The organism is Rhabdothermincola salaria, from assembly GCF_021246445.1.
Taxonomy (GTDB): Bacteria; Actinomycetota; Acidimicrobiia; order Acidimicrobiales; family Acidimicrobilacustridaceae; genus Rhabdothermincola_A; species Rhabdothermincola_A salaria.
On record NZ_JAJQXW010000001.1, the window covers coordinates 1453020 to 1466092 of the forward strand.

Genomic DNA, 13073 nt, shown 5'->3' on the forward strand with positions numbered 1-13073 from the left:
CCCGTTCGCCCCCAACGACATCGCGCCCCCCGGGCGCAGGAGGAACCCATGGCTGACATCGGCTTCGACGGCAAGGTCGCCATCATCACCGGCGCCGGAGGCGGCCTCGGCCGCCAGCACGCGCTGGAGCTCGCCCGCCGCGGGGCCCGCATCGTGGTGAACGACCTCGGCGGCTCGGTCACCGGCGAGGGCGGCGACGTGGGCCCCGCCCAGAAGGTGGTGGAAGAGGTCGTCGGCCTCGGCGGCGAAGCCGTCGCCGACACCAACTCCGTCGCCACCGCCGAGGGCGGCAAGGCCGTGGTGCAGACCGCCGTCGACGCCTTCGGCACCGTCGACATCGTCGTCAACAACGCCGGGATCCTGCGCGACAAGTCGTTCCACAACCTCACCCCCGAGCTGCTCGAGCCCGTGATCCAGGTGCACCTGCTCGGCGCGTTCTACGTCACCCAGCCGGCCTGGCTGATCATGCGCGAGAAGGGCTACGGGCGCGTCATCTCCACCTCCTCGAACTCCGGCATCCTCGGCAACTTCGGCCAGGCCAACTACGGCGCCGCCAAGATGGGCCTCGTCGGTCTCACCCGGGTGCTGGCCATCGAGGGTCGCAAGTACAACATCAAGGCCAACGCCATCGCCCCGGTCGCGGCCACCCGCATGACCGAGGACATGTTCGGCAAGGCCGGCGACCAGCTCGATCCCGCCCTCGTGAGCCCCCTGGTGGCCTACCTGGCCTCGGAGGCCTGCGACGTCAGCGGCGAGGTCTACTCGGCCGCCGGCGGGATCATCAGCCGCTTCTTCATCGGCCTGACCGACGGCTACTACAACCCGGAGCTGACCGCCGAGGACCTCGCCGAGCACCTGGGCCAGATCCGCGACGAGTCGAGCTACATCGTGCCCGAGGACTCCAGCGGCGAGATCAACAAGATCGTCAAGACCGTCCTCGGCGAGGGCTGACCCCGAGGGCGAGCAGGCGTCGGGCCCGGAGCCGGCCCCGACCGAGACCGCGCGTACAGGGCCCCGGCGGGTGCCGGGGCCCGCTCGCGTGCGGTCCGAGGCGTCAGTCCGTGGAGATGGCCGAGAGGATGTCGAGCCGGGCCGCCCGGCGAGCCGGCGGTATGGCGGCCACGACCCCGGCCAGCGCGGCGATCACCACCACCACGACGAGGGTCCCCACCGGCAGGGTGAAGCTGGTGAAGCCCTGGCTGGCGAGGGCCTGCACCAACGCCCACCCGAAGACAGCACCGATCACGAGCCCCATCAGGGTGCCCAGCACGGCGATGATCACCGACTCCCATCGCACGGACGACCGCATCTGGCGACGGGTCATCCCGACGGCGCGCAGCAACCCGAGCTCGCGGGTGCGCTCGAAGACCGACAGCGCCAGCGTGTTGGCGATACCGATGAGGGCGATGACCACGGCCAGCAGCAACAGCACGTAGACGAGGTTCAGGAGCTGGTTGAGCTGGCCCACGATGGCGTCGGCGAACTCGGTCTTGTCCTGCAGGTCGGCGTTGGGGAAGGCGTCGGTGACGGTGGAGATGGCGGCCCGCCCGTCATCGAGCGACACTCCGTCGGCGAGAGCGACGAAGACGATGGCGTCGAGCAGGACCTCGTTGTTGGCGTCGTAGGTCGACAGGCCGGTGGCGTACTCGCCGAGCACCTCCTCCTGGCTGAAGAGAGCCACGATCCGCAACTGCTGCTCGCCGGTGGTCGGGTACACGACCGAGACGGTGTCGCCGAGCGCCCAGCCCTTGTCGTCGGCGGTCTGGTCGTACACGGCGATGGTGCCCTCATCGGCGAGGGCGGCGATGTCGCCCTCCTCCACGCCGATGTCGGCCACCCGGGCGAACTCCTCCGCGCCGAGGCCGGTGAGGAAGGTGCCGTTGCCGTCGACCTGGGCCACCCCGGTGCGCAGCTCGGCCACCGCCTCCACCTCCGGCAGCGCCCGGATGTCGTCGGCCACGGTGGGGCTGAGCCCACCCTGGAACCCGGCGTTGGACTGCACGACGAAGTCGCTCACGAAGCCGTCGTCGACCGTCGCCCGGATGGACGTCGACGCCGAGGCGGCCACGATCGTGATGAAGCCCACCAGGCCGACGCCGATCATCAGCGCCGCGGCCGTGGACGACGTGCGCTTCGGGTTGCGCATGGCGTTCTCGCGGGCCAGGTGGCCGGCGATGCCGCGCAGGTGGGGCAGCGGCCACCCGATGACGCGGGTCAGCGGGCCGGCGATCACCGGCCCGAGCACGGCCACGCCCATGAACGTGAGGGCGGCGCCGAGCCCGACGATGGCTGCTGCGTTGTCGACGTCGGCCCCGAGGCCGAGGGCCACCGCCCCACCGCCCAGGGCCAGCACGGCGACGCCGGCCACGGCCCGCAGGACCGAGCGGCCGGACTCGTCGTGGGCCACGTCGCGCAGGGCGGCGATGGGTGGCACCCGCGAGGCCCGACGGGCCGGGAGCACCGCGGAGACGAGGGTGATGACCACCCCCACGACGATGGGCACGACGATGGCGTTGGGCTCCACGGTGAGGCCGTCGGCCGGGATGTCGATGCCCAACGAGGCGAACAGGTTGCGCAGACCGATCGCCACGCCCAGGCCGGCGAGCACACCCACGGCCGAGGCGACGAGGGCGGTCACGACGGCCTCGATGAGCACCGAGGAGAGGACCTGTCGGCGGGCCGCCCCGATGGCCCGCAACAACGCCATCTCGCGGGTGCGTTGGGCCACGATGATCGAGAACGTGTTGTAGATGATGAACGCCCCGACGAAGAGGGCGATCAGGGCGAACGTCAACAAGAAGGTGTTGAAGAAGCCCAGCTGGTCGCGGGTGGTGGACTGCTGCTCCTCGGTGAGGTCGTCGCCGGTGATGGCCTCGAGGCCGGCGGGGAGCGCGGCGGCGACCCGCTCGGCCAGCTCAGCTTGGGCGATTCCCTCCTCGGCCGCCGCCAACACGCTGACCAACCGGCCCTCGAGGCCGAACAGCTCCTGGGCGGTGGGGAGAGCGAAGGCGGCGATCGAGGCACCGAGCGGGCTGTCGACGTTGCCGAACCGGGCGATGCCGGCGACCGTGAACTCCTGGGACCCCGTTGCGGTGAGGACGGTGACCGGGTCGCCCACCCGGAAGTCCCCGGTGTCGGCGGACGCCTTGTCCATCACCACCTCGTCGGGCCCCGCCGGGGGACCGCCTTCGGCCAACCGCAGCGGGTTCAGCTCGGGGTCGTCACCCCAGGCGAAGCCCAGCGTCGGGGCGCCCTGGTTGGGGTTGCCGATGGCCTCCCCTTCCTTGTCGACGAACTGCGCGTAGCCACTCACGTCGCCCTCGGCCACCCGCACGCCGGGGACCGCCGCCACCTCGCCGAGCACCGACTCGTCGATGGTGCCGCGCTGCTCGCCGAAATCGGTCTCGACCACCTCGGCCGAGCGCACCACGACGTCGGTGCCGGCGTTGATGTCGGCGAAGAGCCCGTCGAACGTGGACCCGATGGTGGCGGTGAGCACCAGGGTGCCCGACATGAACGCCACCCCGAGCAGGATGGCGAGAGCCGTCGTGGCCAGGCGGACCTTGTGGGCGAGCAAGCCGCGGAGGGTGACGCGCAGCATGGGATCTCCGGTTCCAGGGGGCAGGGGGGCAGGCGAGGATCGGTCTCAGCCTTGCACCGATGGCCGCGCCCGGCATCCGGTTTCGCCGGCACCGAACCGCATCCCGGCCCTGCGACCGTGGTACGAGTATCCGACCCCGACGTAGGACCGGACCCATGGACGACAACAGCATCCTCATCGGACTGGGCACGATCGTCGTGCTCGGGATCGGCATGCAGTGGCTGTCGCGACGCATCCGCCTGCCCGCCATCTTGTTGCTCCTGGGCGCCGGGCTGGTGGCCGGGCCCGGGCTCGATCTGGTGAAGCCCGACGAGATCTTCGGCGACGCCCTGTTCCCCGTGGTCTCGCTGGCGGTGGGCCTGTTGCTGTTCGAAGGTGGCCTCGGGCTCGACATCGCCGAGCTCCGGGCCCACGGGCCCAAGCCGGTGGTGCGCCTGGTCACCGTGGGCGTGGCCATCACGGCCGTGGCGCTCGCCCTGGTGTCGATGCCCCTGTTCTCGCTGCCGGCGGGCGAGGCGGCCCTGCTCGGCGCCCTGCTCGTGGTGAGCGGGCCCACCGTCGTGGGGCCGTTGCTGAAGCTGGCCCGTCCCCGACCGCCGTCGTCGACGATCCTGCGCTGGGAGGGCATCGTCATCGACCCCATCGGCGCCACGCTGGCCCTCATCGTGCTCCAGGTGGTGCTCGGCGGCGACGAGCCCCTCGTGCGCCTGGTCGTGACCATCGCCGCCGGCATGGGCGCCGGACTCGCCGGCGCAATGGTGTTGATCGCCGCTCTCCGCCGCTTCGCCGTGCCCGACGAGTTGGAGCTGGCGGTCACCTTCATGGTGGTCATCGCCTCGTACACGGTGGCCGAGGCGATCGCCTCGGAATCCGGGCTGTTCGCCACCACGGCATTCGGCGTGCTGCTCGCCAACCAGCGCTACGTGCAGGTCAGGCGCATCACCGCGTTCAACGAGAACATCGGCATCATCCTGCTCGGGGGGCTCTTCATCGTCCTGGCCGCCCGCACCCAGGTCGACCAGCTCCTCCACCTGCTGTTGCCGTCGCTGGGGCTGGTCGCCTTCGCCGTGGTGGTCGTGCGCCCGTTCGTCACCTGGCTCTGCACCGCGGGAACCGCCATGCGGATGCCCGATCGCATCTTCATCGGTGCGATGGCCCCCCGGGGCATCGTGGCCGCCGCCACCTCCGCCCTGTTCAGCCTGAAGCTCGCCGATGCCGGCGTCACCGACGAGGGCAGCCAGGACCTGGCGTCGATCGTGTTCCTCGTCATCGTGGGCACCTGCCTCGTCTACGGGGTCACCGCGGCCCCCCTCGCCCGACGCATCGGGGTGGCGCTGCCCGACCCCAACGGCGTGCTGCTCGTGGGCAGCCCCCCGTGGTTGCTCTCCTTGGCCGACCGGCTGAGCGAGCACGACGTCGACGTCTCGGTCGTGGCGACCAACCGCTACGAGCTGGCCGGGCGCAGCCACCCCTGGAAGCTCTTCACCGCCCCGATGATGTCGGCGCGGGTCGATCCGGCGTTCGCCGGCGTGCACTCGGCGGTGATCGCCGCACTCGACGACGAGCACAACGCCGTGGCCCTGGCCCGCGCGCTCGAGGACCTGTCCCGGTCCGACGTCTTCGTGCTGCCGGCCTCGCAGCGCCCGGCCACCCTCCAGCAGCCGAGGACCCGATGGGGTCGCATCGCCGGCCGCATCGCCGGCCCCCTCCCCCAGGCGGCCACCGGCCCCACGTCCGCCGTCGGCCTCGGCGGCGACGGCGGCCCGGGGATGGGCCCGGTCGAGGGGGACGAGGAGCTGGTCGAGGTGGCCCCGGCCGCCACGTGGACCCGGCGGCCGTTCGCCCACGGGGTCACCCAGCGCCAGCTGGCGCAGGCCTTCGAGGAGCACGGTGCCGTGCGGGCCATCGAGATCGACGCCGACGCCACCGACGCCAGGGCCGTCGAGGCCGTGCCCGAGGGCGTCATCCTGCTCTGCGTGCTACACAGCAGCGGTCGCCTCGACCTGGCCCCCAGGCGAGCCACGGTGGGCCCCGGCGACACCGTGTTCGTCCTCGGCGAGGGGTAGCGGCCGGGCCACGGCGGGCCGGGGACCTCGGCCTTCGTCGTCGACCCTGGGTCAGCGGTCGTCGGCGTCGGCGTCCTCGGCGGCGATCGAGCGGCCCATCACCGGCGACCCGTGGTGGGCCAGCATCCGCCATCGCCCCTCGGGGTCGCGGGCGAAGAGGTTGAGCACCGCCACGGTGGCCCCACCGTCGTCGCCGAGGAGGTTCTCGTCGCAGGTCACCCAGGCGACGTCGCCGGCCACCACCACCTCTTCGTCGGTGACGATGAACTGCAGCCGTTGCGGACCGTCGAACAGCGCCGCCCAGCTGGCGGCCACCTGACCCCAGCCGCGCAGGGTGACCCACCCGGGGTGGACGCAGGTGACCTCGGCGTCGTGCGCCCACAGGTCCGACATGGCATCGAGGTCGCGGGCCTCGAAGGCGGCGTAGAAGGTGCGGTTGGCCTCACGCACCGCCGCGGTGTCGGCGGCCCGGTCGGGCGAGGGTCCGTCGGGCTGGGCCACGACGTGCACGGTACAAGCGCTCCGGGCAGGCCCGGGCCGTCCGGGGTCACGGACCGGTGTCGCGAGGGGTGCCTACCCTGGGACCATGCCGTTGGAGCTGCCCACCTCGCTGTCGCCGTCGAAGGTCTCGTCCTTCACCGAGTGCGCGCTCGCCTTCCGCTTCTCGGCGATCGATCGCCTCCCCGACCCGCCCACCGTGGCCACCGTGCGAGGCACCCTCGTCCACGCCGCCCTCGAGCGCCTCATGCTCCTCCCACCCGAGCAGCGGGTCCCGTCGGCCGGTCAAGCGTGCCTGGCCGAGGCGTGGGCGGCGGCCGACGACGACCCGGAGCTGGTCGCCCTCGACCTCGACGACGCAGGACGGGCCGGCCTCGTCGCCGACGCCGAGGCCCTGATCGAGCGGTACTTCTCCCTCGAGGACCCCACCACGGTCACCCCCATCGGTCTCGAGCTCAAGATGGAGACCGACATCGACGGCCTGCGCCTGCGCGGCATCATCGACCGCCTCGAGCTCGACGCCGACGGTGAGCTGGTCGTCACCGACTACAAGACCGGGCGGGCCCCCAACCAGAACTTCGAGCAGTCGCGGCTCGGAGGCGTCCACTTCTACGCCTTCCTGTGCGAGCAGGTCCTCGGGCGCCGGCCGGCTCGCGTCCAGCTGCTCTACCTCGCCGACCCGGTGGCCATCGTCACCGTGCCCACCGAGCAGTCCATCCGAGGCCTGCAGCGCAAGGTACGCGCCATCTGGACCGCCATCGAGCGGGCGTGCGAGAAGGAGAACTTCGCCCCCCGCACCTCCCGTCTGTGCGACTACTGCGCCTACAAGGCCTACTGCCCGTCGTTCGGGGGCAGCATCGCCGAGGCCGAGCGCGTGGCCGGCGAGCTCGCCGCCCAGGCCGAGCTCGGCACGGCCCACGCCACCGACGGGGCCGCCGTCGCGGTGCCCGTAGCATCGGCCGGGTGACCGACACCGAGGCGTCGCCGACCGACGCAGACCCCACCGACGACCCGGCCGAGGAGACCTTGCCCCCCGAGGGGCTGATCGACGCCACCATCGAGGCCATCGAGACGACGCACCCCTCGATCCCGCTGCCCTCGCACTCCGTCGATCCCCCCCACCGGCTCTCACCCGTCCAGCGCTTCGACGACGCCGTCGACCAGGCCTTCGATCGCGTCCGGGGCACCGAGCCGGCGGACCGCATCATGTACGCCCTCACCGAGCTCGGCGACTTCGGCCTGATCTGGGTCCTGCTCGGTTTCACCCGGGGTCTGCGCTCCGATGCCGATGCCACCGCGGCGTGGCGCCTCGCGGCCGCCCTGGGGGTCGAGTCCGTGCTCCTGAACGGCCTCATCAAGAGCCAGTTCAAGCGGGAGCGTCCGGTGGCCCAGGAACCGCGGCCCTACAAGATGCGGATCCCGCTCACCACCTCGTTCCCCAGCGGCCACTCGAGCACCGCCATGTTGGCGTCGCTGCTGCTCACCCAACACTCCCCACGCTCGGTGAAGCCCTTCTACTTCGGACTGGCCGCGCTGGTGGCCGCCAGCCGGGTGCACGTGCGCATCCACCACGCCTCCGACGTCGTCGGCGGGGTGGCCGTGGGCACGGTGTTCGGCCTCGTGGCCCGCAGGGTCTGGCCGCTCAAGAAGACCTGACACCCGCCGTGCCCCTTCTGCTCCCGGGCGCCGCACCCCCACGAGCCCGACGGGCGTTGCCCACCCCACCGGAATATCCGCCCCCCGACCAAGGGTTCGCCCCACCGTGCCTCTGACCTTCTCGCTCACCTGGGACTACCGCTGCCCCTTCGCCCGCATCGTGCACCGCCACGTCGTCGACGCCCTCCTCGACGGCGCCGACTGGGACGTCACCTTCGTGCCCTTCTGCCTCGGCCAGGTCCACGTCGAGCCCGGCGAGGTGCCCATCTGGGATCGACCCGACGACGACACCGGCCTGCTCGCCCTGCAGGCCGCGGTCGTCGTGCGCGACCAGGATCCCGATCGCTTCTGGCCGCTGCATCGCCGCCTGTTCGAGGCCCGCCACGCCGAAGGTGCCCAGCTGCGCGACGAGGCCGTGCTGCGCCAACTGCTCGCGGCCGAAGGGGTCGATGCCGACGCCGTCTTCACCGAGGTCGCCACCGGACGTCCCCTGACCACCGTGCGCGCCGAACACGAGGCGGCCGCCCGCGACCTCGACGTGTGGGGGGTCCCCACGTTCATGGCCGGCGGTCGCGCCGCGTTCGTCCGGCTGATGGACCTGCCCCACGACGCCGCCGATGCTCGACGTAGCGTCGAGCAGTGCGTCACCATGCTCACGGACTGGCCGGCGCTCAACGAGTTCAAGCACACCAGCCTCGACCGCTGACCGGGACGAGCACCGAACACCGAACACCGAACACCGCCCAGCAGCATCGGGCACCCCTGCGCAGCACTGACGGAGCGGACATGGCGACCGGTTGGATGAGCGACGTCGAAGCGCTGATGTGGAACGTCGAGCGCGACCCGTACCTGGACCCCACGTTCGGCAGCCTCACCCTCCTCGAGTCGATGCCCGACGTCGACCACCTGCGCGGCCGCCTCCTGCGCATGGTCGACAACCACCCCCGCTTCGGCCAACGAGTCGTGGCGCCGGCCGGTCGCCTCACCCCGCCGGCCTGGTGCGACGACCCCGAGTTCGACATCGACCACCACCTGCGTGTGCTCCGCCTCCCTGCGCCGGGCACCCACCGCCAGCTGCTCGACCTGGCCACCAGGCTGGTGCAGGACCCTCTCGATCGGCGGCGACCGCTGTGGGAGTTCGTGGTGATCGACGGGCTGGCCGACGGCGGCGGCGCGCTGGTGCAGAAGATCCACCACACGATCACCGACGGCGAAGGGGTGCTGCGCATCGCCGCCGAGTTCCTCGACACCGGCCCCGAGCTGCCCGACCTCGGTGAGCCGACCTCGCTCGGTCCTCGCCCCGGACCTCCGACGAGCCCGGTCGCCCTCGTAGCCGACGCGGCGGCGTTCGCCGCTCGTCGGGCGGTGACGGTGGGCCGCCACATCGCCGGCGAGGCGGTCGGGTTGGCCGCCCATCCCACCCGGGTGCCGGCAACGCTGACGACCACCGTCGCCACCACCAGGTCGGTGCTCGACCAGCTCACGATCACCGATCGCTCCCTGTCGCCGCTGTGGACCGGCCGCACCCTGCGGCGACGCCTCGACGGGGTCGACCTCCCGCTCTCGTCCCTGCAGGCCAGCGCCCGAGCCCTGGGCGGGAGCGTCAACGACGCCTTCGTCACCGGCCTGGCCGGCGCCATCGCCGAGGTGCATCGCGAGGCGGGGCACCCCGTGGAGGCCCTGCGCATGGCCATGCCGGTCAGCGTGCGCAGTCGCGGGGCGTCCGGAGGCAACGCCTTCGTGCCGGCCCGCGTGGTCCTCCCGGTCGGCGACGAGGACCCGCGCACGCGGTTCCGGGCCGTGCACGCCGTGCTCGAGCGGGTCAAGCGGGAGCCCGTGCTGGGCGTGGTCGACGAGCTGGCCATGGTGGCCAACCTGGTGCCCGTGACCGTGATGACCCGCGTCACCCGCGAGCAGGCCCGAGCCGTCGATTTCGCCGCGTCCAACGTGCGGGGGGCGCCGGTGCCGGTGTGGCTGGCCGGCGCTCGGGTGCTGGCCGACTACCCCATCGGGCCTCTCACCGCCGCCGCCCTCAACGTGACGCTGCTCTCCTATGCCGGCACCTGCCACCTCGGCATCCACAGCGACGCCGGGGCCATCACCGACCCGGACCGCTTCGTGGCCCTCATCGAGGCCAGTTTCGCCGACCTCTTCGCGGCCAGCGCGTAGCCGCGGCCGGGGTCACACCCACCGGTCGCGAAGATGGTGCGCCCCAACGACGAGGGGCACGGCCGCGCGGCCGTGCCCCTCGTCGCAGTCATCCGTGCCGGCCGTGGCGACCGGCCCTGGTCAGTTCTGGGCCAGGACCGAACCCTCGGTGGTGAGCAGGGTGCGGACGTCGAGCAGGAGGTCGGAGACCTCGTCGGTGCTCACGAGCTCACGATGCAGCATCTCGCCGAGAGCCCGGTCGATGATCGACAGGGCCTCGTTGATGGTGTCCTGCTCGTGGGTTTCGGTCATGGTTTCTCCTGTCGTGGCCGGCGAGCCGGCTGGCGCTGGTCGGAGAGCCCGGGGGCCCGGGGACTGCTGGTCGTGCATGGTGTCGGGGACGATGTCGACCCCGAAGGATCTACCCGGGAGCCGAGGCACCGCTACCAAGGTTGTCGGCACCGTGACCTCCGGACTTCACCCATGGTAGGCGGGTGGGTGTGACAGGCGGGTTTCAGGACGCGCATTTTCCGAGAGACGATCACGGGTCCCCCGCCGGCCGACCGCCGGGCGACGCCGCAGCCCTCCGCCCGGGCCGTAGGATCGACCCCTCGTGAGCTACGTGGTGCAGCGCCGTCTCGGCCGGGGCGGTATGGGTGTGGTCGACCTCGCCGTCGACGAGCAGGGTCGCAGCGTGGCCTGCAAGCGCCTCTTGCTGCACGGCAGCGCCCACGAGATGCACCGGGCCCGTCAGCGCATCCGGCGGGAGGCCTCGGTCCTCGCCCGACTCCAGCACCCCAACGTGGTCCCGCTGCTGGAGGTGCTCGACGACGGCGACGACGTGGTCCTGGTGCTCCCCTACCTGGCGGGCGGCACCCTCGCCGACCAGGTCGCCCACCACGGCCCCCTCAGCCCCGGCCAGGTGCACGTCCTCGCCGATGCCCTGTTCGCGGCCCTCGCCGCCGCCCACCGCGAGGGCATCGTCCACCGCGACATCAAGCCGGCCAACGTGCTCTTCGACGAGGCGGGCACGCCCTATCTCGCCGATTTCGGTGTGGCCACGATCCGCGACGCCACCGGCGGGCTCACGGTGACGGGCGCCGTCGTCGGCACACCCGAGTTCATGGCCCCGGAGCAGGCCCGTGGTGAGGAGGCCGGCCCCGCCGCCGACGTCTTCTCGCTCGGGGCCACCCTGCTGTTCGCCGCCACCGGCAACCCTCCGTACGGCCGGGGCGAAGCGGCCGTGGTCCTGCCCCGCGCCGCCCGTGGCCGGCTCGCCCCGCTCCCTGCGGGGCTCGACCGCACCCTGCGACGTCGGCTGATGCCCACCCGCGCCCGAGCGCCCCAACGCCGGCCCAGCGCCTCGGCGACCGCCGCGTCGGCTCGCCCCCGCCCCGACCGCGGCGCGGGTGCCGACGCCGCGGGCATCGAGCCTCTCGGCCCGGCAGGCACCCGGATCGTCAGCGGCGAGCTCCCCCGGCGTCCCGGCCGCCCCGTGAAGGGCCTCGTCCTCGGCACCCTCGCCGCGCTGGCGGTCGTCCTGGTCGCAGTGGTCCTCACCACCCGCGTCGGCGGCGACGACGCCGTGGGCACCATCGTGGCCCCCGTGACCACCGAACCCTGCCAGGACCTGCCGTACCAGCCCTGCGGGCAACCCGCCGCCCCCGGCACCGACGGTGTCGAGTGCCTCGCCGGGCGGGCCGACTACGACGGCGACCCGACCAACGGCTGCGAAGCCGTCTCCAACGTCGTGGCCGGCCAGACCCTCGACGACCGCGTCGAGGCCAACCTCGTGCCCGGCGACGCCATCGAGCGCTTCGGGTTCCGCGTCGACCACTCGTTCAACCTGTTCTGCAACAACACGCTGCGGGTGGAGCTCACCAGCCCCGACGGTGCCGCCATGCGCCTCGACGTGCTGAGCGAGGGCGACGTCCTCGGCACGGCCGTGAGCGCCGACGGCGACACGGCGACGGTCACCCTCGACCAGCCCGACTGCTTCGGGAACACCAACCGCGACCTCGTGGCCCGGGTCAGCTGGGTGGGCGAACGCCGCACCGCCGACGACTTCGTCCTCACCCGCAGCGGGAAGTGGTGACTCGGTACCCTTCGGCCATGCCGCACCCCGACCGCCTCGGTCTCACCTTCGCCAGCTTCATGAACCTCGGCCTCGACCGGGCCGTCACGGCTGCCGGATGGGCGGGCGAGCTCGGGTACTCGTCGTTCTGGACGGCCGAGACCACCGGACCCGAGGCCTTCGTCACCCTCACCGCCGCCGGCGCCGCGAACCCCGAGCTCGACCTCGGCACCGGGGTCATCGCCCTGCAGCTGCGCACCCCCGGGGTGGTGGCCATGGCCGGCGCCTCGCTGCAGGCCCTGCACCCCGATCGCGACATCCTGCTCGGCATCGGCGTCTCCTCGCCGGTCGTCACCGGGCAGTGGCACGGCGCCACCTACGGCGATCGCCCCCTGGCCCAGACCCGCGAGTACCTCACCTTGCTCCGAGAGTGCCTCACGGGCGAGCCCGTCACCTTCGAGGGCGACTTCTACCAGGTGCGCAAGTTCCGACTGGGGGTCCGCCTCGGCGAGCGGCGGCCCAAGATCGTGCTGGCCGCCCTGAACCCGGCGATGTTGCGACTCGCCGGGGAGCTGGCCGACGGCGTGCTGCTCAACTACCTCCCGGCGTCGCACGTGCCGTGGTCGGTCGAGCAGGTCCGGGCCGGCGGCGAGGCCACCGTCTACGCCTACGTCCACGTCGGCGTGTGCGACCGTGCCGACGGCGTCGAGCTCGCCCGACGAGACCTGTTCTCCTACGCCGTGGTCGACGCCTACGCCCGCAGCTTCGCCCGGGCCGGCTTCGCCGACGAGGTCGACGAGATCCGCGAGCGCCACGCCGCTCGCGATCGCGAGGGCGCGCTCGCCGCGGTCTCGGATCGCATGGTCGACGCCATCGACGTGATGGGCGACGCCGCCCACGTCCACGCCACGGTGCGGGCCTATGCCGACGCCGGCGTCGACGTGCCCGTCGTCATGCCCCTGCCCTGGGGTCGTGACCGCATGACCACGGTGCGAGCGACGATGGAAGCCGCCGCCGGGCGCGGCTGACC

11 protein-coding genes are annotated in these 13073 nt (G+C 72.5%); 8 read left to right on the forward strand and 3 right to left on the reverse strand.

The window, feature by feature from the left end; genetic code table 11:
- The first annotated feature begins 48 nt into the window (after positions 1–48).
- Positions 49–951, forward strand: coding sequence for an SDR family NAD(P)-dependent oxidoreductase (locus LUW87_RS06800; RefSeq protein ID WP_232670360.1), 903 nt, complete (start codon positions 49–51; stop codon positions 949–951).
- Between the two features lie 103 nt (positions 952–1054).
- Here LUW87_RS06800 and LUW87_RS06805 read toward each other — a convergent pair whose 3' ends face one another.
- Positions 1055–3601, reverse strand: coding sequence for an ABC transporter permease (locus tag LUW87_RS06805; protein WP_232670361.1), 2547 nt, complete (start codon positions 3599–3601; stop codon positions 1055–1057).
- Between the two features lie 155 nt (positions 3602–3756).
- On the opposite strand from LUW87_RS06805, the gene LUW87_RS06810 reads away from it, so the two are divergent.
- Positions 3757–5667, forward strand: a complete 1911-nt coding sequence (locus LUW87_RS06810) for a cation:proton antiporter (RefSeq protein ID WP_232670363.1) — start codon at positions 3757–3759, stop codon at positions 5665–5667.
- A gap of 51 nt (positions 5668–5718) precedes the next feature.
- On the opposite strand, the gene LUW87_RS06815 is transcribed toward LUW87_RS06810, so the two are convergent.
- Positions 5719–6168 (reverse strand): nuclear transport factor 2 family protein, encoded by a 450-nt coding sequence (locus LUW87_RS06815; protein WP_232670365.1) that lies wholly within the window; start codon positions 6166–6168, stop codon positions 5719–5721.
- 85 nt (positions 6169–6253) lie between these two features.
- Between LUW87_RS06815 and LUW87_RS06820 the strand changes: the two genes are divergently transcribed.
- From LUW87_RS06820 to LUW87_RS06835, 4 genes are all read left to right on the forward strand, one after another.
- Entirely contained in the window at positions 6254–7132 is an 879-nt protein-coding gene (locus LUW87_RS06820) for a RecB family exonuclease (RefSeq protein WP_232670366.1), read from the forward strand.
- Positions 7129–7821 (forward strand): phosphatase PAP2 family protein, encoded by a 693-nt coding sequence (locus LUW87_RS19130; RefSeq protein WP_232670368.1) that lies wholly within the window; start codon positions 7129–7131, stop codon positions 7819–7821. Before LUW87_RS06820 ends, LUW87_RS19130 begins: the two co-directional genes overlap by 4 nt.
- Before the next feature lie 106 nt (positions 7822–7927).
- Entirely contained in the window at positions 7928–8527 is a 600-nt protein-coding gene (locus tag LUW87_RS06830) for a DsbA family protein (protein ID WP_232670370.1), read from the forward strand.
- Between the two features lie 80 nt (positions 8528–8607).
- On the forward strand, positions 8608–9990 hold the full coding sequence (locus LUW87_RS06835; protein ID WP_232670371.1) for a wax ester/triacylglycerol synthase domain-containing protein: 1383 nt from the start codon (positions 8608–8610) through the stop codon (positions 9988–9990).
- A gap of 120 nt (positions 9991–10110) precedes the next feature.
- On the opposite strand, the gene LUW87_RS06840 is transcribed toward LUW87_RS06835, so the two are convergent.
- The gene (locus tag LUW87_RS06840) at positions 10111–10281 is read right to left on the reverse strand and encodes a hypothetical protein (RefSeq protein ID WP_232670373.1); all 171 of its coding nucleotides are present in this window, start codon (positions 10279–10281) and stop codon (positions 10111–10113) included.
- A gap of 301 nt (positions 10282–10582) precedes the next feature.
- Between LUW87_RS06840 and LUW87_RS06845 the strand changes: the two genes are divergently transcribed.
- Together LUW87_RS06845 and LUW87_RS06850 are read left to right on the forward strand one after the other, a co-directional pair.
- Positions 10583–12064, forward strand: a complete 1482-nt coding sequence (locus tag LUW87_RS06845; protein WP_232670374.1) for a serine/threonine-protein kinase — start codon at positions 10583–10585, stop codon at positions 12062–12064.
- Positions 12065–12081: 17 nt separating this feature from the next.
- Positions 12082–13071 carry an LLM class F420-dependent oxidoreductase gene (locus LUW87_RS06850; protein ID WP_232670375.1) on the forward strand — a complete coding sequence of 330 codons (990 nt, stop codon included), beginning with the start codon at positions 12082–12084 and terminating at the stop codon, positions 13069–13071.
- Positions 13072–13073: the final 2 nt, after the last annotated feature.